The organism is Streptomyces sp. NPDC048370 (genome assembly GCF_043200825.1).
Taxonomy (GTDB): domain Bacteria; phylum Actinomycetota; class Actinomycetes; order Streptomycetales; family Streptomycetaceae; genus Streptomyces.
On record NZ_JBICYI010000004.1, the window covers coordinates 379,526 to 405,164 of the forward strand.

The 25,639-nt window shown below is 71.9% G+C and carries 20 protein-coding genes; 5 read left to right on the forward strand and 15 right to left on the reverse strand.

Features of this window, described 5'->3' with window-relative positions; genetic code table 11:
* Positions 1-32: 32 nt before the first annotated feature.
* The 4 genes from ACGFYP_RS12570 to hrcA all read right to left on the reverse strand — a co-directional run bounded on the left by ACGFYP_RS12570 (position 33) and on the right by hrcA (position 4,098).
* Positions 33-776: a 16S rRNA (uracil(1498)-N(3))-methyltransferase gene (locus ACGFYP_RS12570; protein ID WP_393490535.1), complete on the reverse strand. Its 744-nt coding sequence runs from the start codon at positions 774-776 to the stop codon at positions 33-35.
* Positions 773-1,852, reverse strand: coding sequence for a nitronate monooxygenase (locus ACGFYP_RS12575; protein WP_393490542.1), 1,080 nt, complete (start codon positions 1,850-1,852; stop codon positions 773-775). The genes ACGFYP_RS12570 and ACGFYP_RS12575 overlap by 4 nt, the downstream gene beginning before the upstream one ends.
* A gap of 86 nt (positions 1,853-1,938) precedes the next feature.
* Positions 1,939-3,078 (reverse strand): molecular chaperone DnaJ, encoded by a 1,140-nt coding sequence (dnaJ, locus tag ACGFYP_RS12580; protein WP_361969081.1) that lies wholly within the window; start codon positions 3,076-3,078, stop codon positions 1,939-1,941.
* Positions 3,079-4,098, reverse strand: coding sequence for a heat-inducible transcriptional repressor HrcA (gene hrcA / locus ACGFYP_RS12585; protein ID WP_361434985.1), 1,020 nt, complete (start codon positions 4,096-4,098; stop codon positions 3,079-3,081).
* Between the two features lie 208 nt (positions 4,099-4,306).
* Here hrcA and ACGFYP_RS12590 point away from each other — a divergent pair, with 208 nt between their 5' ends.
* Entirely contained in the window at positions 4,307-5,029 is a 723-nt protein-coding gene (locus ACGFYP_RS12590) for an MBL fold metallo-hydrolase (protein ID WP_393490556.1), read from the forward strand.
* A gap of 10 nt (positions 5,030-5,039) precedes the next feature.
* Positions 5,040-5,840, forward strand: coding sequence for a DUF3097 domain-containing protein (locus ACGFYP_RS12595; protein ID WP_393490562.1), 801 nt, complete (start codon positions 5,040-5,042; stop codon positions 5,838-5,840).
* 422 nt (positions 5,841-6,262) lie between these two features.
* Here the strand turns inward: ACGFYP_RS12595 and hemW are convergent, their stop codons facing one another.
* The 3 genes from hemW to lepA all read right to left on the reverse strand — a co-directional run bounded on the left by hemW (position 6,263) and on the right by lepA (position 11,682).
* The gene (gene hemW / locus ACGFYP_RS12600) at positions 6,263-7,465 is read right to left on the reverse strand and encodes a radical SAM family heme chaperone HemW (protein ID WP_361969114.1); all 1,203 of its coding nucleotides are present in this window, start codon (positions 7,463-7,465) and stop codon (positions 6,263-6,265) included.
* A gap of 149 nt (positions 7,466-7,614) precedes the next feature.
* The gene (locus tag ACGFYP_RS12605) at positions 7,615-9,489 is read right to left on the reverse strand and encodes an AMP-dependent synthetase/ligase (protein ID WP_361969087.1); all 1,875 of its coding nucleotides are present in this window, start codon (positions 9,487-9,489) and stop codon (positions 7,615-7,617) included.
* A 324-nt stretch (positions 9,490-9,813) separates the two neighbouring features.
* Positions 9,814-11,682 (reverse strand): translation elongation factor 4, encoded by a 1,869-nt coding sequence (lepA, locus tag ACGFYP_RS12610; protein ID WP_361969089.1) that lies wholly within the window; start codon positions 11,680-11,682, stop codon positions 9,814-9,816.
* Between the two features lie 185 nt (positions 11,683-11,867).
* On the opposite strand from lepA, the gene rpsT reads away from it, so the two are divergent.
* Positions 11,868-12,134 (forward strand): 30S ribosomal protein S20, encoded by a 267-nt coding sequence (rpsT, locus tag ACGFYP_RS12615; protein WP_055643511.1) that lies wholly within the window; start codon positions 11,868-11,870, stop codon positions 12,132-12,134.
* 622 nt (positions 12,135-12,756) lie between these two features.
* Here rpsT and holA read toward each other — a convergent pair.
* Positions 12,757-13,743, reverse strand: a complete 987-nt coding sequence (holA, locus tag ACGFYP_RS12620) for a DNA polymerase III subunit delta (RefSeq protein ID WP_393490576.1) — start codon at positions 13,741-13,743, stop codon at positions 12,757-12,759.
* A 38-nt stretch (positions 13,744-13,781) separates the two neighbouring features.
* Here holA and ACGFYP_RS12625 point away from each other — a divergent pair, with 38 nt between their 5' ends.
* Entirely contained in the window at positions 13,782-14,042 is a 261-nt protein-coding gene (locus ACGFYP_RS12625; RefSeq protein ID WP_393490582.1) for a hypothetical protein, read from the forward strand.
* 57 nt (positions 14,043-14,099) lie between these two features.
* On the opposite strand, the gene ACGFYP_RS12630 is transcribed toward ACGFYP_RS12625, so the two are convergent.
* Entirely contained in the window at positions 14,100-14,987 is an 888-nt protein-coding gene (locus tag ACGFYP_RS12630) for a YceI family protein (protein WP_393490589.1), read from the reverse strand.
* A 355-nt stretch (positions 14,988-15,342) separates the two neighbouring features.
* On the reverse strand, positions 15,343-16,170 hold the full coding sequence (locus ACGFYP_RS12635) for an arylamine N-acetyltransferase (protein WP_393490595.1): 828 nt from the start codon (positions 16,168-16,170) through the stop codon (positions 15,343-15,345).
* Positions 16,171-16,446: 276 nt separating this feature from the next.
* On the opposite strand from ACGFYP_RS12635, the gene ACGFYP_RS12640 reads away from it, so the two are divergent.
* Positions 16,447-16,926: a pyridoxamine 5'-phosphate oxidase family protein gene (locus ACGFYP_RS12640; RefSeq protein WP_393490600.1), complete on the forward strand. Its 480-nt coding sequence runs from the start codon at positions 16,447-16,449 to the stop codon at positions 16,924-16,926.
* A gap of 65 nt (positions 16,927-16,991) precedes the next feature.
* On the opposite strand, the gene ACGFYP_RS12645 is transcribed toward ACGFYP_RS12640, so the two are convergent.
* The 5 genes from ACGFYP_RS12645 to leuS form a co-directional block, all read right to left on the reverse strand.
* Positions 16,992-19,538 carry a ComEC/Rec2 family competence protein gene (locus tag ACGFYP_RS12645; protein ID WP_393490605.1) on the reverse strand — a complete coding sequence of 849 codons (2,547 nt, stop codon included), beginning with the start codon at positions 19,536-19,538 and terminating at the stop codon, positions 16,992-16,994.
* On the reverse strand, positions 19,535-20,275 hold the full coding sequence (locus ACGFYP_RS12650; RefSeq protein ID WP_393490610.1) for a helix-hairpin-helix domain-containing protein: 741 nt from the start codon (positions 20,273-20,275) through the stop codon (positions 19,535-19,537). The genes ACGFYP_RS12645 and ACGFYP_RS12650 overlap by 4 nt, the downstream gene beginning before the upstream one ends.
* A gap of 392 nt (positions 20,276-20,667) precedes the next feature.
* Entirely contained in the window at positions 20,668-21,513 is an 846-nt protein-coding gene (locus tag ACGFYP_RS12655) for a DegV family protein (protein ID WP_393490613.1), read from the reverse strand.
* Positions 21,514-21,572: 59 nt separating this feature from the next.
* Positions 21,573-22,382 carry a hypothetical protein gene (locus ACGFYP_RS12660; RefSeq protein ID WP_393490618.1) on the reverse strand — a complete coding sequence of 270 codons (810 nt, stop codon included), beginning with the start codon at positions 22,380-22,382 and terminating at the stop codon, positions 21,573-21,575.
* A gap of 185 nt (positions 22,383-22,567) precedes the next feature.
* Entirely contained in the window at positions 22,568-25,459 is a 2,892-nt protein-coding gene (gene leuS, locus ACGFYP_RS12665; protein WP_393490623.1) for a leucine--tRNA ligase, read from the reverse strand.
* Between the last annotated feature and the right edge of the window lie 180 nt (positions 25,460-25,639).

Sequence of the window (25,639 nt, forward strand, 5' to 3'; positions counted from 1 at the left end):
GGGTTCCGGCAAGCAGGCCGACGGGAGGGCGCTCAGCTCCAGCGGCCCGTACGGCCGAGGAGCAGGGCCGTGGCCGCCGTACCCGCCGTCGAGGTGCGCAGCACGCTCCGACCCAGCCGGTACGGCTTCGCGCCCGCCGCCTCGAAGGCCGCCAACTCCTCGGGGGAGACGCCCCCTTCGGGCCCGACGACGAGCACGATGTCGCCCTCGGCGGGGAGTTCGGCGTCGGCGAGCGCGCCACTGGGGTGGTCCCGGTCCTCGTGCAGGACGGCGGCGAAGTCGGCGCCCGCGAGGAGCGTCGCGACCTGCTTGGTGGTCATCGCGTCGGCGACCTCGGGGAAGCGCGTGCGGCGGGACTGCTTCCCGGCCTCGCGGGCGGTGGCCCGCCACTTGGCGAGGGCCTTGAGCCCGCGGTCGCCCTTCCACTGGGTGATGCAGCGGGACGCGGCCCACGGCACGATCGCGTCGACGCCGGTCTCCGTCATGATCTCGACGGCCAGTTCGCCCCGGTCGCCCTTGGGCAGCGCCTGGACGACGGTGATACGGGGCGTGGGCGCGGCCTCCTCGTACGTGGCCGAGACCTGGACGGTCAGCTGGTCCTTGCCCTCGGCGGCCAGCACGACGCAGTCGGCCCAGGTGCCCCGCCCGTCGGTGAGGACGAGCTCCTCCCCCGCGCGCAGCCGCTTCACGGCGACGGCGTGGCGGCCCTCGGGGCCGTCGAGGAGGAAGGTGCCGGTGCCGGGGACGGCCTCGACGACGAAGACGGGTGCGGTCATGAGGCGGTGCTCCTGTGGGACTGCGCGGTCAGTGCGGTGTCGAGTTCGGCGGCCAGCACCTCGACGAGCTGGCCGGCGGGGAGGTCGCGGGCGAGCCGGTGCCCCTGGCCGGCCCACAGGGCCATGCCCTGCGCGTCACCGGCGGTGGCGGCGGCCTTGCGGAGGGGGGCGGTGAGGTGGTGGACCTCGGGGTAGGCGGCGGGGGCGTACGGCCCGTGCTCGCGCATGAAGCGGTTGACGAGTCCGCGCGCGGGGCGGCCGGAGAAGGCGCGGGTGAGCTCGGTGCGGACGAAGAGGGGGTTGGTCAGGGCCTGCTTGTGCAGCGGGTGCGCGCCCGATTCGGGGCACACGAGGAACGCGGTGCCGAGCTGGGCGGCGTCGGCACCGGCGGCGAGTACGGCGGCGATCTGGGCGCCGCGCATGATCCCTCCGGTGGCGACGATCGGCAGCTGCACGGTCTCCCGGACCTGGGTGACGAGCGTGAGGAGCCCGGTCCCGCCGAGGACGGCGTCCGGGTCGTCGCGGTGGGTGCTCTGGTGTCCGCCGGCCTCGACGCCCTGCACGCAGACGGCGTCGGCGCCGGCCCACTGGGCGGCCTGGGCCTCTTCGGCGGAGGTGACGGTGACGACGGTGAACGTACCGACGCGGGCGAAGGCGTCGAAGGTGTCCCGGTCCGGGCAGCCGAAGGTGAACGAGACGACGGGGACCGGATCCTCCAGCAGGATCGCGAGCTTGGCGTCGTAGGCGTCGTCGCGCCCGCTGTCCGGGTCGCCGAGGGCCGTCTCGTACCAGGTGGCCTCCCCGGCGAGCTGGTGCCGGTACACCTCGACGGCGGCGGGGTCGGCGGGCTGTCCGCCGGGCGGCATGAAGAGGTTGACGCCGAAGGGCTGCCCGGTCAGCCCGCGCACCTGCTTGATCTCCTGGTACAGCCCGCCGGCGGTCTTGTACCCCCCGGCGAGGAACCCGAGCCCACCGGCCTCGCACACCGCCCCGACGAGCTGCGGAACGGACGCGCCACCTGCCATGGGAGCCTGCACGATCGGGTATCGGGAGAGATCGTTCAGCGCGGTGGACATGCAGGCATCGTGCCATAAGGAAGGGCGGCATCCGCGCTGCGGACACCGCCCTTGCCTACGCACTCCGGGGGCCTCCCGGGGCCGCCCTACCGCCCGTTGAAGGCGTCCTTCAAGCGCGAGAACAGCCCCTGCTGCCCCGGCTGGAACTGGCCCGTCGGCCGCTCCTCGCCACGCAGCTTGGCCAGTTCGCGCATCAGGCGCTCCTGCTCGGGGTCGAGCTTCGTCGGCGTCGTCACCTCGACGTGGACGATCAGGTCGCCGCGTCCGCCGCCGCGCAGGTGCGTGATGCCGCGCCCGTGCAGCGGGATCGACTGGCCGGACTGGGTGCCCGGCCGGATGTCGACCTCCTCGAGCCCGTCGAGCGTCTGCAGCGGCACCTTCGTGCCGAGCGCGCCCGCCGTCATCGGGATGGTGACCGTGCAGTGCAGGTCGTCGCCGCGCCGCTGGAAGACCTCGTGGGGGACCTCGTGGATCTCCACGTACAGGTCACCCGCCGGGCCGCCGCCCGGGCCGACCTCGCCCTCGCCGGCCAGCTGGATGCGCGTGCCGTTGTCGACACCGGCCGGGATCTTCACGGTCAGCGTGCGCCGCGAGCGGACCCGGCCGTCGCCCGCGCACTCGGGGCACGGGGTCGGGACGACGGTGCCGAAGCCCTGGCACTGGGGGCAGGGGCGGGAGGTCATGACCTGGCCCAGGAAGGACCGGGTGACCTGCGAGACCTCACCGCGACCGCGACACATGTCACAGGTCTGGGCGGAGGTGCCGGGCGCCGCGCCCTCACCGGAACACGTCGTACAGACGACGGCCGTGTCGACCTGGATGTCCTTCGTCGTACCGAAGGCCGCCTCGTTGAGGTCGATCTCCAGCCGGATCATCGCGTCCTGGCCGCGCCGGGTGCGCGAGCGCGGCCCGCGCTGCGACGCCGTACCGAAGAACGCGTCCATGATGTCCGAGAAGTTCCCGAAGCCGCCCTGGCCGAAGCCGCCCGCGCCACCGGCGCCGCCGGAAGCGGACAGCGGGTCGCCGCCGAGGTCGTAGACCTGCTTCTTCTGCGGGTCCGACAACACCTCGTACGCGGCGTTGATCTCCTTGAACCGCTCCTGCGTCTTCGGATCGGGATTCACATCCGGGTGCAGCTCGCGCGCGAGCCGCCGGAATGCCTTCTTGATCTCGTCCTGGGACGCGTCGCGGCGCACGCCGAGTACGGCGTAGTAGTCCGTGGCCACTTACGACTCCGCCAGGATCTGTCCGACGTAACGTGCCACTGCGCGTACCGCTCCCATCGTTCCGGGGTAGTCCATGCGGGTCGGTCCGACCACGCCGAGTTTGGCGACTGCCTCGTCGCCCGAACCGTAGCCGACCGCGACGACGGACGTGGAGGTGAGGCCCTCATGGGCGTTCTCGTGCCCGATCCGTACGGTCATGCCCGAGTCCTTGGCCTCGCCGAGCAGTTTGAGGAGCACGACCTGCTCCTCAAGGGCTTCGAGCACAGGCCTGATCGTGAGGGGGAAGTCATGGCCGAAGCGGGTCAGATTGGCGGTACCGCCGATCATCAGCCGCTCCTCGTGCTCTTCCACCAGCGTTTCGAGCAGGGTCGCGAGCACCGTCGAGACCGTGCCGCGGTCCTCCGTCTCCTCGAAGGACTCCGGGAGATCCTGCACCAGTTGCGGCACGTCCGCGAAACGGCGGCCGACGACCCGGCTGTTGAGCCGGGCACGCAGGTCGGCCAGCGAGGTCTCGCCGAACGGCGCGGGGCAGTCGATGACGCGCTGCTCGACGCGGCCGGTGTCCGTGATGAGCACGAGCATCAGCCGGGCGGGCGCCAGCGAGAGCAGCTCCACGTGCCGGACCGTCGAGCGGGTCAGCGACGGGTACTGCACGACGGCGACCTGGCGGGTCAGCTGCGCGAGCAGCCGGACCGTGCGCCCGACGACGTCGTCGAGGTCGACGGCTCCGTCGAGGAAGTTGTGGATCGCGCGCCGCTCGGGCGTCGACAGCGGCTTGACGCCGGCGAGCCGGTCGACGAAGAGGCGGTACCCCTTGTCGGTCGGGATGCGTCCGGCGCTGGTGTGGGGCTGGGCGATGTAGCCCTCGTCCTCCAGGACGGCCATGTCGTTGCGCACGGTGGCGGGCGAGACGCCGAGCTTGTGGCGCTCCGTGAGCGCCTTGGAGCCGACCGGCTCCTCCGTCCCGACATAGTCCTGGACGATGGCGCGCAGCACCTCGAGTCTGCGTTCGCTGAGCATCGCGCACACCTCCAGCTGTCGTATCGGTTGCTTCGGTTGCTCCGCTTTTGGCACTCGCCCTGCCCGAGTGCCAGGAATCCCCCGGCCAGTGTACGGCGGCGGGCATCGCTCCTGGCAAGGAGGCCGCGTCGGAGGTCGCGTCGTGCGTCGGGTCGGACATCGCGCCGGACGTCGCCGGACGTCGCGTCGTTGCGGATAGCGTCGCGGCATGGACGTCGGTTGGGAAGAGTTCGGCTGGGAGCGGCTCGCGGACGGGGTGGGCAGGCGCCGCCTGCCGATCTGGGACGCCACGGTGGGCCTGGTGGTGGGCGAAGAGGCGGTACTGCTGTACGACACGGGCTCCACGCTCCGGGAGGGAACGGAGCTACGGACCCAGATCGAGGCGCTGACGGGCGGCCGAAGAGTGACGCACATCGCACTGAGCCACCCGCACTTCGATCATGTTCTGGGCACGGCGGCGTTCGCGGGGGCGGAGGTGTACGGGGCGGTGGGCGTGGACGCGCTGCTGCGCCGGGAGGGGAGCGAGCTGATGGTGGACGCGGTACGGCAAGGGGTGGACGCGTTCGCTGCGGCGGAGGCGGTGGACGTCCTGGTGGCGCCGCACCACGTGGTCTCCGGGGAGTGGACGCTGGACCTGGGCGGCCGGCAGGTGCTGCTGGCGAACGTGGGCCCGGGCCACACGGCCCACGACCTGGCTCTGCTGATCCCCGGCGGGCGGGAGATCGTCTTCTGCGGCGACCTGGTGGAGGAGTCGGGGGAGCCGCAGGCGGGCCCGGACGCGATCACCTCGCGCTGGCCGGACGCGCTGGACCGGCTGCTGCGGCTGGGCGGGGAGGACGCGGTGTACGTACCGGGCCACGGGGCGACGGTGGACGCCACGTTCGTACGGCACCAACGCGAGGAACTGGCACGCCGCTTCTCCGTCGCATAACGTCGCGCAAATGCGCAGCTACAACCCGGACATGACACCGCCCTGGAAGCGCTCCGCGCCCGTGCCGGAGGTACCGGCGGACGTGGACCTCGTGGTGGAGGAGGTCTCGACGGGCTTCTGCGGGGCGGTGATCCGCTGCGAGGCGGGCACGGTGACGCTGGAGGACCGCTTCGGCAAGCACCGGGTGTTCCCGATGGACCCGGGGGGCTTCCTGCTGGAGGGGCGCGTGGTCACCCTGACCCGCCCGGCGGCGGGCCCGACGCGGTCGAGCCGCACGGCCTCGGGCTCGATCGCGGTGCCGGGGGCGAGGGCCCGGGTGGCACGGGCGGGCCGGATCTACGTGGAGGGCCGGCACGACGCCGAGCTGGTGGAGCGGGTCTGGGGCGACGACCTGCGCATCGAGGGCGTGGTGGTGGAGTACCTGGAGGGCATCGACGACCTCCCGTCGATCGTCGCGGACTTCGCCCCGACGGCGGACGCGCGCCTGGGCATCCTGGTCGACCACCTGGTCCCGGGCTCGAAGGAGTCCCGCATCGCGGCGCAGGTCTCGTCCCCGGACGTCCTGATCGTCGGCCACCCGTACATCGACGTCTGGGAGGCGGTGAAGCCGTCGTCGGTGGGCATCCCCGCCTGGCCGTCCGTCCCCCGCGGCCAGGACTGGAAAACAGGCATCTGCCGAGCCCTCGGCTGGCCGGAGAACACGGGCGCGGCCTGGCAACACATCCTGTCGAAGGTCCACACCTACAAGGACCTGGAACCCCAGCTCCTGGGCCGAGTGGAAGAACTGATCGACTTCGTGACGGCACCGTAGGCGGGGGCGGGGAGCCTGAACCGATCCGACCTCGCGCGCCGAGGGGGAGAGCCGGGGGCCGGTCCCTACCCCCTACCCCACGCGCCGTGGGGGCGCGGCCGGGGCGGATCCCCCACCCCGCCCCTTCCCGAAACCCTGCCGGGGGCTGGTGGGGGGCGGTGAGGTGCCGTGGGCTGATGCCCATGGCCGCCCCGGCAGGGCGAGCGGCAGCTTCGCGCCGCAGAGCCCCCACGGTCGCGGGCAATGCTCCCGTAAGACGAGGCCCCCACCGTTGTGGGCAATCGTTCCGCAGGGCGGAACGGGTGGGCACAACCCACGGGGGCGGTGCCCTTTCAGGCCCCTCGCACGGGGGCGCCGTGCCCTCAGGGGCCTCGCACGAAGTGGGCGCGCTTCACAGGCCTGGCCCGCCCAGGGCCGGGGCCCTAGTCCACCAGGTCTCGAACGACCGCGTCGGCCAGCAGCCGACCCCGCAGGGTCAAGACCGCCCGCCCCGCCTCGTACGGCTCCGCCGCGAGGAGCCCGTCCTCCAGGGCCTTGCGAGACGCGGCCAGCCCGTCCGGCCGCAGGAGCTCCAACGGGCACCCTTCCCGAAGCCGCAGCTCGAGCAGGACACGCTCCACCCGCCGGTCCTCCTCGGAGAGGACCTCGCGACCCGCCCCCGGCGACCTACCGGAGGACAGCGCCGCCGCGTACGCCCCCGGATGCTTCACGTTCCACCACCGCACACCGCCCACGTGCGAGTGCGCCCCGGGACCCGCGCCCCACCAGTCCGCGCCGCGCCAGTACAGCTCGTTGTGCAGGCACCGCCCGGCCTCGGACGTGGCCCAGTTCGACACCTCGTACCAGTCGAAGCCGGCCTCCGCGAAGACGGAGTCGGCGATCAGATACCGGTCCGCGTGCACGTCGTCGTCCGTCATCGGCACCTCGCCCCGCCGGATCCGCCGGGCCAGCTGCGTCCCCTCCTCCACGATCAGCGCGTACGCGCTGACATGGTCGGGGCCCGCACCGATCGCCGCCTCGAGCGAGGCCCGCCAGTCGTCGTCGGACTCCCCCGGCGTCCCGTAGATGAGGTCGAGGTTCACGTGCTCGAAGCCGGCCGCCCGCGCCTCCGCGACACACGCCTCGGGCCGCCCCGGCGTGTGCGTACGGTCGAGGACCTTCAGGACGTGCTGCCGGGCGCTCTGCATGCCGAAGGACACCCGGTTGAAGCCACCGGCCCTCAGCTCCTCCAGGTACGCCGGGTCCACCGACTCCGGGTTCGCCTCCGTCGTCACCTCGGCGTCGTCCGCGAGCCCGAACTCGTCCCGGATCGCCCCCAGCATCCGTACGAGATCTCCGGCGGCGAGCAGCGTGGGCGTACCCCCGCCGACGAAGACGGTCCGCACCGGGCGCGGGTCGTCACCGAGCACCTTCCGGGCGAGGCGTATCTCCTCGACGACCTGCCCGGCGTAGTTGTCGCGGGAGGCGAGCACGCCTCCGGCACCGCGCAGCTCGCTCGCGGTGTACGTGTTGAAGTCGCAGTAGCCGCACCGCGTGGCGCAGTACGGTACGTGCAGATAGAACCCGAGCGGCCGCTCCCCGGCCCCTTGCAGGGCGTGTGGGGGCAGCGCCCCGTCCTCGGGCATGGGCTCACCATCGGGCAGTACGGAAGGCATGAGCCCATTGTCCCGTACTGCCCGAGGTAACCCTCCGACCTGTGGAAAACAGGGGCGACCCGGGGGCTCGGGCCCGGAAACCCGAAGGCCCCGCAAAGCCCCGCGCAGCCCCCTACGCGCTACGCCTCCCGCGCCCCCGCGTACATCTCCTCGATCAGGTTCTTGTACGTCCGCTCCACCACCGGCCGCTTCATCTTCAGCGACGGCGTCAGCTCGCCGTGCTCGATGTCCAGGTCGCGCGGCAGCAGCCGGAACTTCTTGATCGTCTGCCAGCGCTGCAGGCCCTCGTTGAGCCGGTCGACGTAGCCCTGGACCATCTCCTGGGTCTGCCGCGCGGCGACGACCTCCGCGTACGGCTTGCCCGCGAGGTCGTGCTCGGCGGCCCAGCCGAGGATGGCGGGCTCGTCGAGGGCGATGAGCGCGGAGCAGTAGTTCCGGTCGGCGCCGAGGACGACGATGTTGGAGACGAACGGGCAGACGGCCTTGAACTGGCCCTCGATCTCGGTCGGCGCGATGTACTTGCCGCCCGAGGTCTTGAACAGGTCCTTCTTGCGGTCGGTGATCCGCAGGTAGCCGTCGGCGGACAGCTCGCCGATGTCGCCCGTGTGGAACCAGCCGTCCGCCTCCAGGACCTCGGCCGTCTTCTCGGGCAGGCCGTGGTAGCCCTCCATGATGCCGGGGCCGCGCAGCAGGATCTCGCCGTCGTCGGCGATCCGGACCTCGGTGCCGGGCAGCGGCTTGCCGACGGTGCCGGTGCGGTAGGCCTCGCCCGGGTTGACGAAGGAGGCCGCGCTGGACTCCGTCAGGCCGTAGCCCTCCAGGATGTGGATGCCGGCGCCGGAGAAGAAGTAGCCGATCTCGGGTGCCAGCGCGACGGAGCCGGAGACGGCGGCGCGCAGCCGGCCGCCGAAGGCCTCACGGAGCTTCTTGTAGACCAGCGCGTCGGCGACCTTGTGCTTCGCCTCCAGGCCGAAGGGGGCGGAGGCGGTGCCCGTACGGCGGAAGTTGTCCTGGGTGACCTTGGCGTACTCGCGGGAGACGCCGGCCGCCCACTGGAAGATCTTGTACTTGGCCGGGCCGCCCTCGCGTGCCTTGGCGGCGACGCCGTTGTAGACCTTCTCGAAGATGCGGGGCACGGCGGCCATGTAGGTCGGCTGGACCACCGGCAGGTTCACGATGATCTTGTCGATGCGACCGTCGACGGCGGTGACGTGGCCGACCTCGATCTGGCCGGAGGTGAGCACCTTGCCGAAGACGTGCGCGAGCGGCAGCCAGAGGTACTGGACGTCGTCCTTGGTGACCAGGCCGGTCGCGGCGATGGCCTTGGCCATGTACGACCAGTTGTCGTGCGGGAGGCGGACGCCCTTGGGGCGGCCGGTGGTGCCGGAGGTGTAGATGAGGGTGGCGAGCTGCTCGGCGGTGATGGCCGAGACGCGCTCCTTGACGGCGTCGGCGTGCTTCTCCAGGTACGCCTTGCCGCGCGCCTCCAGCTCCGCGAGGGAGAGGACCCAGTCGTCGCTCTCGACGCCCGTGGGGTCGATGACGACGACGTGGTGGAGGCCGGGCAGGTCGGCGCGGGTCTCGCGGGCCTTGGCCAGCTGGGCCGCGTCCTCCGCGATCAGCACCTTCGACTCGGAGTCGGAGAGGATGAACGCCGACTCCTCGGCGTTGGTCTGCGGGTAGACCGTGGTGGTGGCGGCGCCCGCGCACATCACGCCGAGGTCGGCGAGGATCCACTCCACGCGGGTGGAGGAGGCCAGGGCGACCCGCTCCTCCGGCTGGACGCCGAGATCCATCAGACCCGCCGCGATCGCGTAGACCCGCTCGGCGGCCTGCCCCCAGCTGAGCGACTTCCAGTCGTCCGGGCCCTGGCCGTCGGAGGCCGGGACGGGGTAGCGGTAGGCCTCCGCGTCCGGGGTCCGCGCCACGCGCTCAAGGAAAAGGTTCGCCACCGAGGGCGGCCGGTTCTCGATCTGGGTCTGTGTGTCGCTCACGACGTCCTCCGGGCGGCGGCGGTGCGTTCTGGCGGTGCGTTCCATGCGGTTGCTGCCGCATGCGGTTCTGCGTACTAACTCGCGAGTAACCTTCGAGCCGCGATCAGAGTAAGGCGCCGGGGACCGGCGCGTAAGAGGCTGCGGGCCGCCTCTTCATACCCGGTTGATAACAGAACGAACGGCGAACGGGTCCCCGCACTGTCCGTGCGGGGACCCGTTCGATGTATCTGTCAGCTAAACGGCGGACAGCAGCGGGGACGAGAGAACCGGCTGACGTCCACCCCCGACCGACTCCCTACTGGCCCCTACTGACTCCCCACTCGCCTACTTCTTCGCCTTGCCGCCGGACTCGTCGCTCGACAGGACGGCGATGAAGGCCTCCTGCGGAACCTCCACCGAGCCGACCATCTTCATCCGCTTCTTGCCTTCCTTCTGCTTCTCCAGCAGCTTCCGCTTACGGGAGATGTCACCGCCGTAGCACTTGGCGAGGACGTCCTTGCGGATGGCGCGAATGGTCTCGCGGGCGATGACCCGGGAGCCGATGGCTGCCTGGATCGGCACCTCGAAGGCCTGGCGGGGGATGAGCTCGCGCAGCTTGGCGACGAGCCGCACACCGTACGCGTACGCGGCGTCCTTGTGGGTGACGGCCGAGAAGGCGTCGACCTTGTCGCCGTGCAGCAGGATGTCGACCTTGACCAGGCTGGAGGCCTGCTCGCCGGTGGGCTCGTAGTCGAGGGACGCGTAACCGCGCGTCTTGGACTTCAGCTGGTCGAAGAAGTCGAAGACGATCTCGGCGAGGGGGAGGGTGTAGCGGATCTCGACGCGGTCCTCGGAGAGGTAGTCCATGCCGAGGAGGGTGCCGCGACGGGTCTGGCAGAGCTCCATGATCGCGCCGATGAACTCGCTGGGCGCGAGGATCGTGGCGCGCACGACGGGCTCGAAGACGTCGCTGATCTTGCCCTCGGGGAACTCGCTCGGGTTCGTGACCGTGTGCTCGCTGCCGTCCTCCATGACCACGCGGTAGACCACGTTGGGGGCGGTGGCGATCAGGTCGAGACCGAACTCGCGCTCGAGCCGCTCCCGGATCACGTCCAGGTGCAGCAGACCGAGGAAACCGACACGGAAGCCGAAGCCGAGGGCGGCGGAGGTCTCCGGCTCGTAGACGAGCGCGGCGTCGTTGAGCTGCAGCTTGTCCAGGGCCTCGCGGAGGTCCGGGTACTCCGAGCCGTCCAGCGGGTAGAGGCCGGAGAACACCATCGGCTTGGGGTCCTTGTAACCGCCGAGCGCCTCGGTGGCGCCCTTGGCCAGGGAGGTGATCGTGTCACCGACCTTGGACTGGCGGACGTCCTTCACACCGGTGATGAGGTAGCCGACCTCGCCGACGCCGAGACCGTCGGACGCCGTCATCTCCGGGGACGAGACGCCGATCTCGAGGAGCTCGTGGGTGGCGCCGGTCGACATCATCTTGATGCGCTCGCGCTTGTTGAGCTGGCCGTCGACGACACGGACGTACGTCACGACACCGCGGTAGGAGTCGTAGACGGAGTCGAAGATCATCGCGCGGGCGGGGGCGTCGGCGACACCGACGGGGGCCGGCACGTTCGCGACGACGCGGTCGAGCAGCGCCTCGACTCCGAGACCGGTCTTGGCGGAGACCTTGAGCACGTCCTCGGGCTGGCAGCCGATGAGGTTGGCGAGCTCCTCGGAGAACTTCTCCGGCTGCGCGGCGGGCAGGTCGATCTTGTTCAGTACGGGAACGATGGTGAGGTCGTTCTCCATCGCCAGGTACAGGTTCGCGAGGGTCTGCGCCTCGATGCCCTGGGCCGCGTCGACGAGTAGGACCGTACCCTCACAGGCCGCCAGGGACCGCGAGACCTCGTAGGTGAAGTCGACGTGCCCGGGGGTGTCGATCATGTTGAGGATGTGGGTCTTCCCCTGACCCTCGCCCTCGGTGGGCGCCCAGGGGAGACGAACGGCCTGGGACTTGATCGTGATGCCGCGCTCGCGCTCGATGTCCATCCGGTCGAGGTACTGGGCGCGCATCTGCCGCTGGTCGACCACACCGGTCAGCTGGAGCATCCGGTCGGCGAGTGTGGACTTGCCGTGGTCGATGTGCGCGATGATGCAGAAATTGCGGATCAACGCCGGGTCGGTACGGCTCGGCTCAGGCACGTGGGTAGGAGTCGCGGGCACGCAAGGTCTCGTCTCGGGGCGATGGTCGGTTGGATACGTAGGCTCCATCGTCCCACGAGTGGGAGGCTCCGCTCGGTTTGGGCGGAGGTAATGGGCCCTGATACCGTGGACAGCTGTGTCACGTTCGCCCTCTCAGCGATGCGACACACCTCAGAAACAACACCGAACCTGAAAAGGCTCTTTTCGTGGCGAACATCAAGTCCCAGATCAAGCGGAACAAGACGAACGAGAAGGCGCGCCTGCGCAACAAGGCCGTCAAGTCCTCGCTCAAGACCGCGATCCGCAAGGCCCGCGAGGCCGTCGCCGCGGGTGACGTCGAGAAGGCCGTCGTGGCTTCTCGCGCCGCCTCCCGCGCGCTCGACAAGGCTGTCTCGAAGGGTGTCATCCACAAGAACGCCGCCGCCAACAAGAAGTCGGCGCTGGCCACCAAGGTTGCCACTCTGCAGGGCTGAGCCCCTCTGATGTAACGCCGGACGGGACCCAGCGGGCCCTCTCTCCCGCTCCCACCCGGCACCCCGGACCCGTGCGCGACACGCGTTCGCCACGCGTGCACGAGCCCACCATCTACACGCCGAAGGCCCCGGAACTCCTTCCCCAGGAGCCCCGGGGCCTTCGCCGTACCCGAACGGGACGACAGCCGGGTCCGGGTCACAGCCCCGAGCACCGCGGCACGCAGCTGCCGCCACCCGGCAGGCCGGGGCGCAGCCCGGCGGGACCACCCCACCCCGACGCAGCGCCTTGCGGCGCGCAGCCGCCGCACCAGGGCAGCCGGGGCTCGACCGCGCGGGCCGCAGGGCGGGGCTACCGCCTGCCGCAGAGGCAGGGCACGGCCCCGAGTACCGCAGCACGCAGCTGCCGCCACCCGGGAAGGCCGGGGCGCAGCCCCGCGTAACCTCAGCCCCCACCAGCCCCCGGCAGGGTTTCGGGAAGGGGCGGGGTGGGGGAATCAAAGGCCCCCGGCACAACGCACCCGCACCCGGCATCCGGCCCCGCGCCACAACAGCGGCACCCCCGCCCGCGCACGCGCACGCGCACCGCACCCCCACGCGGACGCGAACCGCACCCCCACGCCCCCTACCGCCGCAACCTCGCCGCCCGGGCCACCGCCACCACCGCCTTCTCCAGCGCGTACTCCGGGTCGTCCCCCCCGCCCTTCACGCCCGCGTCCGCCTCCGCCACCGCCCGCAGCGCCTGCGAGACACCGTCCGGTGTCCAGCCCCGCATCTGCTGCCGCACGCGGTCGATCTTCCACGGCGGCATCCCCAGCTCCCGCGCCAGATCCGCCGGCCGCCCGCCCCGCGCCGACGACAGCTTGCCGATCGCCCGGACGCCCTGCGCCAGCGCGCTGGTGATCAGGACCGGCGGGACGCCGGTCGAGAGCGACCAGCGCAGCGCCTCCAGCGCCTCCGCCGCCCGCCCCTCCACCGCGCGGTCGGCGACGTTGAACGACGACGCCTCCGCCCGCCCCGTGTAGTACCGCCCGACGACCGCCTCGTCGATCGTCCCCTCCACGTCCGCCGTCAGCTGCGACACCGCCGCCGCCAGCTCCCGCAGATCGCTGCCGATCGAGTCCACCAGCGCCTGGCACGCCTCGGGCGTGGCCGACCGCCCCAGCGTCCGGAACTCCTGCCGTACGAACGTCAGCCGCTCCGCCGGCTTCGTCGTCTTCGGGCAGGCCACCTCCCGCGCGCCGGCCTTCCGCGCCGCGTCCAGGAGGCCCTTCCCCTTGGCTCCGCCCGCGTGGAGGAGCACGAGCGTGATCTCCTCGAAGGGCGCGTCGAGGTACGCCTTGATGTCCTTGATCGTGTCCGCGGACAGGTCCTGCGCGTTCCGCACGACCAGGACCTTGCGCTCGGCGAAGAGCGACGGGCTCGTCAGCTCCGCGAGCGTCCCGGGCTGGAGCTGCTCGGAGGTGAGGTCCCGTACGTCCGTGTCGGCGTCGGCGGCCCGGGCGGCCGCCACCACCTCCTGGACGGCACGGTCGAGGAGCAGGTCCTCCTGGCCCACGGCGAGCGTGACGGGGGCGAGGAGGTCGTCGTTCGAATTCTTCCTGGTGGCCATCGTGAACCAGCATCCCACGCCCCACTGACACCCACCCCATGCCCGAGAATGGCGGGGTGAGTGAACGACACGTACTGGTACTGCCCGACCGCGACGCCGCCGAAGAGGTGGCCGAGGAGCTTCCCGCCCGCTTCGGCGTCGCCGAGGAGCCTCAGCTCCTACGGGACGCGCTGGCAGGTGAGGACGACGCCGAGGACGCGCAGTGGCTGGTCGTCGTGGAGGACCCGGAGGGCCGGCTCGACGCGTCGGCGCTGGACGAACTGGCCGCTGAGTACGAGGGCTGGCTGGAGGCCCCGTAGCGAAGCCTGGCAGGAGGAGCCGGAGGAGCCACACCGAGAAGGCCCCCAGAAACCCCGTCAGCGCCCCTTCGGAACGATCTGCACGTCCAGCTCGATCGTGATGCTCGACCCGACGGCCGCGATCCCCTTCGCAAGCAGCGTCTGCCACGTCAGCGTGAAGTCCTCGCGGTGCAGCTCCGTGCTCGCCCGGCACGCGCAGCGCGTCTCGCCCTCAAGGCCGCTGCCGAGACCCAGGTACTGGGTGTCCAACGCGACCGTGCGGCTGACGCCATGCAGGGTGAGCGCGCCGGTCACCGACCACTTGCTGCCGCCCTTGTGGACGAAGCGCTCGCTGTAGAACTCGATCGTCGGGTGGCGCCCGACGTCCAGGAAGTCGCTGGAGCGCAGATGGTCGTCGCGCATCTGCACACCCGTGTCGATGGACGCGGCGTCGATGACCACGTGCATCGCCGAGTGCTCCATGCGCTCGGCGATCCGTACCGCGCCCGCGAAACCGTTGAACCGGCCGTGGATCCGGGCCAGTCCGATGTGCGCGACGGTGAAACCGACACGGGAGTGCGCGGGGTCGATCTCCCAGTCGCCCGGCTCGGGGAGGTTCGCCTGCGGCGCGACCTGGAGCATCACATCGCCGAGGCCCACGTGCGCGCTCTCGGCGACGGTGGCGCCGCCGTGGTACGGCGTGTAGCCCTCGGCGGTCACGGCGAGCCGGTACTCACCGGCCGGCACGGTCGCGAGGACGCTGCCGTACGGATCCGTCTCCCCGCCCACGACCTTCCGGCCCGCGTGGTCGCTCACCACGAACTCGGCCTGCCGGAGCGGCTCGTTGACGGGGTCGAGGACGCGGCAGCTCAGCACCCCGGCCGACGGCGGAACGGCGAGCCCGGCGAACGGACCGCCCCTCGCGGCCCCGCCCGCGCGCCGACCGCCGAAAAGACGACTGAACATTCCGTGCACCCCCGTGCAACTCGTTTCACATACCAACGAAGACGCATTCGATCACCGATGCGTCGTTCGAGGCAAATAGAGCAAGTGTTACCGGGGGTCCGAATTATGCGTGCGCCAGGGCCTGTCCGGCCCTAGGGTCTTTCGTTTGGATCGGGCCGGATCAGGGAGCGGGGTCTAGTGCGTGCGATCGCAAGGCGGAGGAGGGAGTCAACGCGGTGGGGGTACCTCCCGTGCCCGAAGGGCTACGGGGGACGTTGGCGACCGACGACAACGCGGCTGGGGGTGCCCCCTGCTCGAAGAGCTTGGGGGAGCGGTGCCAGGGCCCGCGAGCCCGGCATGATCCAAACGAAAGGCCCTACGCCTTCCTGGCCGGCGGAAGGGGCGGCAGCTCGGCGAGCCCGATCCCGAACAGGTCCCGGTACGCCGCCCTCACCTCCTCGTCCCCGTCGAGCATCCGCTCGGTGCGCTCACCGTGCACATGCGTGACGAGCTTGTGGCCGCTCAGGGTGACCCGGCCCTCGTCGGTGAGCCTGGTGCAGACGAGGGAGCGGGGGAAGTGCGAGTCCGGGGAGGTGCGGTGGTACCAGGCGCCCACCGTGAAGTCGGCGAGCACGCGCGGCCGCGTCTCCAGCCGGTACTGCGGCTTGCCGTTCCGCAGCACGTCCAGGTCGCCGCCCTCGGTCTCCACGACGCGGAACGTGCCGGCGGGATCGGCCTGGTCGCCCCGCTCGTCCAGCGCCAGCGGGAAGTGGCCGTGCTCGCCGAACCCGACGTCCGCGAGCCACCGCCCCTCCTCCCCCGACTGCCCCTCCGGCTCCGTCTCCACCAGCAAAGCCATGTGGTCGTACGGGACGCCCAGCCGACCGCCCTCGCCGAACACCCGTGCCTGGAGGAGCGTCACGCGGAACCCGACTGCGCGCAGGAGAGCGGCGAACGTGCCGTTGATCTCGTAGCAGAACCCGCCCCTGCGCGCCCCGACGACCTTGTCGAGCAGCAGCTTCTCCTCCAGGACGATGTCCTCGCCGAGGTGGATCGACAGGTTCTCGAAGGGGACCGCCTTCAGGTGCCGCACGTGCAGGTCGCGCAGGGCGCCCGCATCGGGGCGTTCCGGTCGCGTCGCTCCGATTCGCCGCAGGTACGCCTCGACGGGCACATCCGGAGTCTGCTGGGTGTCAGTAGTCATGAACAGAGTCTGCCGGTCCGTCCTTCCGCTCGCCCATGTCCCTGGACCTAGGGCCTCTCGTTTGGATCATGCCGGGCTCGCGGGCCCTGGCACCGCACCTCGCCGCGTTGTCGTCGGTCGCCAACGCTCCGCGTTGACTCCCTCCTCCGCCTTGCGATCCACGGCACCAGACCCCGCTCCCTGATCCGGCCCGATCCAAACGAAAGGCCCTAGGCCTGTTGCCCGAGGTCCGTTGGCCGAGGCGGCACCCGTACCGCCCCGACTACCGTGCCGATCATGACCGATCATGAACCGCCCCGGCCCCGCGTCCAGCGCAAGCAGGACGTCCTCACCCGGCTCGCCAAGGAGGAGGACATCTGGGTCGCTACCGCCTCGGCCGACGGCGAACCGTGCCTGGTGCCGCTGTGGTTCCTCTGGGACGTGACCGGGAACGACCGGCCAGACGCGGGGACGCTTCTGTTCTGCACCAAGCGCAACAACCCCACGGCCCGCAACCTCACCCCGAAGGGCAAGGTCCGGCTCAGCCTCGGCCACACCCGTGACGTCGTGCTGATCGACGGCACGGCCGAGAAGGTGGAGGGCACCGACCTTCCGACGGCCTCGGCCGACGCCTTCGCGGCCAAGCTCCCCTGGGATCCGCGCGACAGGACCGCCTGGGTCTACCTCCGGGTCACCCCCAGGACGGTGAGGGCCTGGAACGAGGAGCACGAACTCGCCGAGCGCGTGCTGATGCGCGACGGTGAGTGGTTGGTCTGACGGTCGGAGAGGAGCAAACTCAGGCGGCCGAGAACACGCAACCCCGCTCCCGGACAAGGATTCCGCTACGCACTCGGTAAGGCCACCAGACCCTGCCCCACCCCCGTCACCGCGATCGCGCCGTCCCGGTCCGTCCTCAGCACCTCCGCTCCTCCCGCCCGCAGCGCCTCGACCGTCGCCGGCGAAGGGTGGCCGTACGGGTTGTCCCGCCCGGCCGACACCAGCGCGAGCCGTGGCCGGACCGCCCGTATCAGCCCGGGATCCTGGTAGGCGGAACCATGGTGGGCGACCTTGAGCACATCCACCGGGCCGAGCGCGGGGTAGGCCCGCAACAGGCCCTGCTGGGCGGGCGGTTCGAGGTCTCCCAGGAGCAGCAGGCGCAGGCCCGCCACGGTCCGGACGAGCAGCGTGACACTGGCGTCGTTCGGCCCGGACTCCTCCGCCCCCGCCACCCTTGGCCGTCCCGCCGGCCACAGCACCTGCCACTCCAGCGGCCCCAGCCGTCTCCGCTCCCCCGGCCCCGCGCGGACGACGGGGACCCCCGCCGCCTGGGCCGTGCGCCGCACGAACGCCGCCTGTGCCGGGGGCTCTTCGAGCCCCGTCGTCTGGATCGCCCCGACCGACCGGCCTCGCAGGACCCCCGGCAGCCCGGCGACATGGTCCGCGTGGAAGTGCGTCAGTACGAGCAGCGGGATCCGCCGGACGCCGAGATCGTGGAGGCAGCGGTCCACCAGGGCCGGGTCGGGCCCCGCGTCCACGACGACGGCCGCGTCCCCACCGGCCGCGAGGACGGTCGCGTCGCCCTGCCCCACCTGACACATCGCGAATGCCCAGCCCGGTGGCGGCCAGCCGCTGACCAGGCGGGTCAGCGGCGGTGGTCGCACCACCGCGAGGAAGAGCAGGACGACACAGCCCACCGCGATCCTCCGCCGGTACGGCAGCCTCCACGCCCCGAGCGCCACGAGGCCGAAGAACCCGGCCAGGAGCAGCCCGCCCCACCAGCCCCCGGGCCAGGTGGCCTCCGCCCCGGGCAGCGCGGCACCCGCCCGGGCCACGCCGGCGATCCACTCGGCGGGCCAGGCCGCGACCGCCGCCACCAGCTCCGCCGCCCGGAGCGAGACCGGGGCCAGCGCGAGCGCGGCGAACCCCAGGACCGTGGCCGGGGCCACGGCCGCCTCGGCGAGCAGGTTGCTGGGGATCGCGACCAGGCTCACCCGGGCGGCGAAGACCGCCACCACGGGCGCGCACACGGCCTGGGCCGCCAGAGCCGCCGCCAACGCCTCGGCGAGCCTGCCCGGCACCCCGCGCCGCCGCAGCGCGTTGCCCCAGCCCGGTGCGATCGTGAGCAGCGCCCCGGTGGCCAGGACGGAGAGCAGGAATCCGTAACTCCGCGCCAGCCACGGGTCGTAGAGCACCAGCATCAGCACCGCGCCGGCCAGCGCGGGCACCAGCGACCTGCGGCGGCCCGTACCGATGGCGAGCAGGGCGACGGAGCCGCAGGCCGCCGCCCGCAGCACGCTCGGATCCGGGCGGCACACGATCACGAAGGCGAGCGTCAGCCCTCCCCCGACCAGCGCGGTGGCCCGCAACGGAAGGCCGAGCCAGGGCGCGAGCCCGCCCCGCTCCGCCCGCAGCGCCGCTCCCGGCCGCCCGATCAACAGGAGCAGGACGACCGTGAGGTTGGAGCCTGAGACCGCGAGCAGGTGCGTGAGGTCCGTGGCTTCGAAGGCGTCGGTGAGGTCCGGACCGATCCGCGAGGTGTCGCCGACGACGAGCCCGGGGAGCAGCGCCCGCGCGTCACCGTCGAGGTTCTCCGTCGCGCGCCGCAGCCCGGCCCGCAGCTCCCCGGCCGTGCGCTGCACGCTGCTCGGCGGCCCGACGATCCGGGGCGGCCCGGCCCCTTCGACGCGCAGCACCGCCGCCAACCTGTCCCCCGGGCGCATCGGGGGCGCGAGCCGTGCGGCGAGCCGCAGCCGGGTCGAGGGCAGCAGCCGCAACCACTCCCGCTGGGCCTCCCCCGCCGGAACGATCACCAGGACCGGTGTCCTGGTCCGGTGCGCGGCGCCGCCCGCCGCCTCGACCCGGGTCGCCTCGCCGTCGAGGACGACGGAGACCGGGGCTGTCCTGTCGCCCCGGACCCGGGGCCTGGTGAGCCGGGGATCGGAGGTGACCGTGACCTCCGCCCCCACGCGGGCGTACTCCTCCGCGAGCCCGGGTACCGGCCCCCGCCTCAGGTCCGCCGCGTGTAGCCCGCCCGAAGCGGCACCGGCGGCGGCGCACAGCAGCACGGCCGCCCCCGCCGTGACCCGAAGCCCCCACCCGGCCCGTCCCCGCCCGGACCATCCCCACCCGGACCACCCTCCCCCCGACCGCACTCCCCCGGACGCCCCGTGCCCGGACCGCACACGAACCGCCGCCATCAAGGCCCCCGCCCCCGCCAGGCAGACGAGCACCCCCGCGCACACCCACCACCCGGTGACCCCCACGGCCAGCGCGGCCGCTCCCCAGGCCGCCAACGCGGGCGGTACGAGCCGGAGATCGGCGGGCCCCTCCTCGTGCGGCCACCCGCGCCCCTCCGGCGCGGGCTCCTCCGTCACCCGGCGCGCGTTCATGGCCGGACCAGCGGCGCGAGGTCCGCGAACCGGCGTTCTCCGATGCCGTTGACCTCGCGCAGCTCGGCCACCGACCGGAAGCCGCCGTGCTCGGTGCGGTGGTCGACGATGTGCTGGGCCAACACCGGCCCCACCCCGGGCAGCGTGTCGAGCTGCTCCACCGTCGCCGCGTTCAGGCTCAGGGGAGCCGCCCGCGTACCCGCCGCGGCGCCTGCTCCGCCGGCCGCTGCCGACCCGCCGCCCACGACGGCCGGTGGCGTCACCCCGACCGCGACCTGCTCGCCGTCGAGCAGGATCCGTGCCCGGTTGAGTCCGGTGAGGTCCGTCCCCGGCCGGACCCCTCCGGCCGCCCGCAGCGCGTCCGCGACGCGTGACCCGGACGGCAGCGTCAACACCCCCGGCCGTCGCACCTTGCCGCTGACGTCGACGACGACACCCGACGGCGCCGCCCCGGGCGCAGCCGCCGTCGAGGCATCGGGAGACACGCCGGCCTCCGGCAGCGGCGCCGCGTGCACGATCTCCGGCGCCCTGACCGCCTCGGGCCTACCGGTCCAGAAGTACCTCCCGGCGATTACGGCCGCCACGACGAGCACCACGGCCAGTGCGGCCAGCGTTCGCGGTTCGAGTCCGCACCGGGACTGCACCCACACCGGCAGCCGTTCACCGAGCGCCAGCCGCAACCGCTCCCACCGTCCGGGAGTCGCCCTCTCTTCCTGCGGGCCGGGTGGCTCGACCACCTCCGACGCTCCCCAGTCCGTCGGGCGTCGGGGCGCGGTCGGCCGGGCGGCGGTGGGAAAGAGCGCCTCGCCCCGGCGTCGTACGGCCGCGCCGTCAGCGGATACCGCGTGCCTTCCCCGTACCCGCCCCCGAGCTCGCGCGGGAGGCGAACCCCGGCCTCGGACGCGGGTGCGCCCGTCCGATCCGGGCGCGCGCCCCGGGCCGCTGGACGCGCCCGCCCTCCTCACCGAGGGGGCGTGACGTACGGAAGAGGGACGGGTTGCGAGATGTGTGCGAAGAGCCATGGAAAGGACGGTAGGCACATCCGTCCGAATCAGCTGAGACGCATCAATTTCCGGGGACAGGCGCCCAGTTGTGGATAAGTCCGTCACTCACTCGAGTGACGGACGCCTCAGCGCGGCGACACGACGACGGCGAGGAGTCCGGGTCCCGTGTGCGCCCCGATCACCGCGCCCACCTCGCTGACGTGCAACTCCTCCACTCCCGGCACCCGTTCCCGCAGCCGGTCGGCGAGCACGGCGGCCCGCTCGGGCGCGGAGAGGTGGTGCACGGCGATGTCGACCGGTCCGGCGCCCGCCCGTTCCACCGCGATCTCCTCCAGGCGGGCGATCGCCTTGGACGCCGTCCGTACCTTCTCGCGCAGCTCGATCCGGCCTCCGTCGAGCTGCAGCAGCGGTTTCACAGCGAGCGCCGAACCGAGCAGCGCCTGCGCGGCGCCGATCCGGCCTCCCCGTCGGAGATAGTCCAGCGTGTCGACGTAGAAGAAGGCGGAGATCCCGGCGGCCCGCTTCTCGGCGGCGGCGACGGCCTCGTCGATCGAGCCGCCGGCGTCCGCGACGTCCGCCGCCGCCAGCGCGCAGAAGCCGAGCGCCATGGCCACCATGCGAGTGTCGACCACCCGGACCGGTACGGGAGCGTCCTTGGCCGCCACGACGGCGGCGTCGTACGTACCGGACAACTCGCCGGAGAGGTGGAGCGAGACGATGCCCGTCGCGCCGGCCTCGGCCGCCGCGCGGTACGTCTCCGCGAAGACGCCGGGGCTCGGCCGCGAGGTGGTCACGGGCCGGCGCTTCTGCAGCGCCTGGGCCAGCGAGCGGGCCGAGATCTCGGTCCCCTCTTCGAGCGCTCTGTCGCCGATGACGACGGTGAGGGGAACCGCGGTGATGCCGTGCCGCTCCATCGTCTGGGATGGCAGGTAGGCCGTGGAATCGGTGACGATCGCGACATGCCGGGACATGAGCGGGAGGTTACCCGCCGGGGCCGCCTCACGGCAGCCCGGCCCCGCGTTCCACGACGTCAGTTCGTGGTCTCGGGCCGCGCGGTCTTCTCCCACGGGTAGGTGGTCAGACGCGGGTCGCGCGCCGTGATGGCCTGCGGCGCCTGCCGGTCCGGGGCCTCCCCGTCCGGCCGGGGCCCGGCCTTCACGTCGCCGTCCGCGCCACCGCTTCCGTCGGCCCGTGCGTCCGTCTCCGCGGGCCAGACCTGTTCCCGCTCGGCGTCCGGCGCCGGGGCGCCCGCGTCGGGCCAGGAGAAGTCGTCCGAGGCGGGGTCCTGGGCGGTCGATCCCGACCAGTGGCGCAGCGCGCCCGCCTCCAGGTCGATCTGGGCGCTCAGCGAGGACAGGTCGTCCTCCGCGAACTTCTGCGCCCGGTCCCTGGCCGCCCAGCGCAGCGAGTCGGCCGAGTGCGTGATCCGCTCCGTACGCTCCCGCAGGCCCTTGAGCTGTCCGGCCACCCTCGCCCGGTCGGGCTCGCGCTCCAGCCGCTTGAGGTCCTCGTCCAACTCGCGGCCATGGGCGCTGAGCCGCTGGAAGAGCTCGAGGGACTCCTTCAGCGAGGCGTCCTCGGCCACGCCCGCCTGCAGGGCGTCCTGTGTCGCGCGCATCGACGTCCGCAGGGAGAGCCGCAGCTGGGCCAGTTCACCGCCCACCCCGCCCTGTCCGTAGCTCTTGGCGCGCAGCGTGGTGTCCTCGACGGTGCGTCGAGCCTGGTGGATCGTGCGGTCGACGCCCCGCTTGGCGGCCTTGACCGCCTTCACGGTGGCATAGACCCCCAGCGCCACGAAGGCGAAGAAGAGCAGAGCCATGATCACAATCGCGGCTTCCATGTCCGCCCCTCCGGCGTGGGTCGAATTCCCTCGGCTGTCGTTCTTCCACGGTAAACGGAACGGGCAGGCCAGAGGTTCCAACGGAACCCCCAACCTGCCCGTAGGGGAAACCCCCCATGCCTGGCTGCCGGGACCAGCTGCGGGTATCAGCTGGAGCAAGCGGCTGCGGCGATCAGCTGCCGAAACTATCCGGCGACGATGTTGACCAGCTTCGGCGCCCGCACGATCACCTTGCGGATCTGCGCGTCGCCCAGCGCCGCGACCACGTGCGCGTCGCCCAGGGCCAGCGCCTCCAGCTCCGCGTCCGTGATCGCCGGGGAGACCTCCAGGCGGGCCTTGACCTTGCCCTTGATCTGCACGACGCAGGTCACGGTCTCGTCGACGACGTACGCCGGGTCCGCGACCGGGAAGTCCTGGTGGACGACCGACTCGGTGTGGCCCAGCTTGCGCCACAGCTCCTCGGCGATGTGCGGGGCCAGCGGGGCGACCAGCAGCACCAGCCGCTCGGCGACCGAGCGGGAGACCGGGCCGCCCACCTTGGTCAGGTGGTTGTTCAGCTCGGTGACCTTGGCGATGGCGGTGTTGAAGCGCATGGCCGCCATGTCCTGCGAGACACCGTCGATCGCCTTGTGCAGGGCGCGCAGCGTGTCCTCATCAGGCTCGGTGTCGACGACCGTCGCCTCGCCGGTCGACTCGTCGACGATGTTGCGCCACAGCCGCTGCAGCAGCCGGTACTGGCCGACCACCGCGCGCGTGTCCCAGGGGCGGGAGACGTCCAGCGGGCCCATCGCCATCTCGTACAGGCGCAGGGTGTCGGCGCCGAACTCGGTGCAGATCTCGTCCGGCGTGACGGCGTTCTTCAGGGACTTGCCCATCTTGCCCAGGACGCGGCTGACCTTCTCGCCCTGGTACCAGTAGCCGCCGTCGCGCTCCTCGACCTCGGCGGCCGGCACGGCGATGCCGCGCGCGTCCCGGTAGACGAAGGCCTGGATCATGCCCTGGTTGTACAGCTTGTGGAACGGCTCGGCGGAGGAGACGTGACCCAGGTCGAACAGCACCTTGGACCAGAACCGTGCGTACAGCAGGTGCAGTACGGCGTGCTCGGCACCGCCGACGTACAGGTCGACGCCACCGGTGGGCATGCCCTCGCGCGGGCCCATCCAGTACTGCTCGACCGCCGGATCGACCAGCTTCTCGGAGTTGTTCGGGTCCAGGTAGCGCAGCTCGTACCAGCAGGAACCGGCCCAGTTGGGCATGGTGTTGGTCTCGCGGCGGTACTTCTTCGGCCCGTCGCCCAGGTCCAGGGTGACGTTGACCCAGTCCTCGTTGCGGGACAGCGGCGTCTCGGGCCGGGTGTCGGCGTCGTCCGGGTCGAAGGTGCGCGGCGAGTAGTCGTCGACCTCGGGCAGCTCCAGCGGCAGCATCGACTCGGGCAGCGAGTGCGCGATGCCGTCCTCGTCGTAGACGATCGGGAAGGGCTCGCCCCAGTAGCGCTGGCGGCTGAACAGCCAGTCGCGCAGGCGGAAGTTGACGGTGCCCTCGCCGATGCCGCGGTCGGCCAGCCAGGCGGTGATCTTCGCCTTGGCCTCGACGACGCCCAGACCGTCCAGGGAGATCTCGTCGTTCGCCGAGTTGACCAGCTTCGCCTCGTACGAGGCGAAGGCGTCGTCCCAGGTGGACGGGTCGGTGCCGCGCTCGTCGCTCGGCTCCACGACGCAGCGCATCGGCAGCTCGAAGGCGCGCGCGAAGGCGAAGTCACGGGTGTCGTGGGCGGGGACGGCCATGATCGCGCCGGTGCCGTAGCCCATCAGGACGTAGTCGGCGATGAAGACAGGGACCTGCTCGCCGCTGACCGGGTTGGTGGCGTACGCGCCGGTGAAGACACCGGTCTTGTCCTTGGCCTCGGCCTGGCGCTCGACGTCGGACTTCGAGGCGGCCTGCTTGCGGTAGGCGGCGACGGCGTCGGTCGGGGTGGCGTGGCCGCCCGTCCACACATCGTGGGTGCCGGCCGGCCACGCGTCCGGGACGATCTTCTCGACCAGGTCGTGCTCGGGGGCCAGGACCATGTAGGTGGCGCCGAACAGGGTGTCCTGGCGGGTGGTGAAGACGGTGATCGCACCGGCGTCGCCGACCTGGAAGTCGACGCGGGCGCCCTCGGAGCGGCCGATCCAGTTGCGCTGCTGCAGCTTGATGGCCTCGGGCCAGTCCAGCGCGTCCAGGTCGTCCAGCAGCCGGTCCGCGTAGGCGGTGATGCGCATGTTCCACTGGCGCAGCTTGGCCTTGAAGACGGGGAAGTTGCCGCGCTCGGAACGGCCGTCGGCGGTGACCTCCTCGTTGGCCAGGACGGTGCCCAGGCCGGGACACCAGTTGACCGGCGCGTCGGAGGCGTAGGCCAGGCGGTACGCGCCCAGCACGTCGGAGCGCTCGGCGGCGGTCAGCTCGCTCCACGCGCGCGTGGAGCCGGATGCCTCACGGCCGGCCGCGGGGACCTCACGGGTGCCGTTCTCGAACTGCTCGACCAGCTCCGCGATCGGACGGGCCTTCTTGGCCTCGTCGTCGTACCAGGAGTTGAAGATCTGCAGGAAGATCCACTGGGTCCACTTGTAGTAGTCCGGGTCGATCGTGGCGAACGAGCGGCGCTTGTCGTGGCCCAGGCCCAGCCGGCGCAGCTGGACCCTCATGTTCTCCATGTTGGCCTCGGTGGACACGCGCGGGTGCGTACCCGTCTGCACGGCGTACTGCTCGGCCGGCAGGCCGAAGGCGTCGAAGCCCAGGGTGTGCAGCACGTTGTGGCCGGTCATGCGCTGGTGGCGGGCGAAGACATCGGTGGCGATGTAGCCCAGCGGGTGACCGACGTGCAGGCCCGCACCCGAGGGGTACGGGAACATGTCCATGATGAACTTCTTGGGGCGGGCGACGACCGCCGCGTCCCCCGCCAGGTCACCGGTCGGGTTCGGGGCCTCGTAGGTTCCCTCGGCGTCCCAGAAGTCCTGCCAGCGTGCCTCGATGTCGGCGGCCATGGTCGCCGTATAACGATGCGGGGCCGCCGTCTCGGCAGCCGAATTCATCTCGCTCATGATCCTTGAAGCTCCATCGATCGTCTCTGCCCACTGCCCGCGAACTGCACTGCCACGAAATGAAAAATCCCCTCGCACAGGAGGGGACGCCGCGCCGATTCCGACCGGATCTTTCATCCGTCGGGACTGATCAGCGCGGCTCGCTAAGCAGAAGGCGTACGGCACGCATGGCGTCAGGGT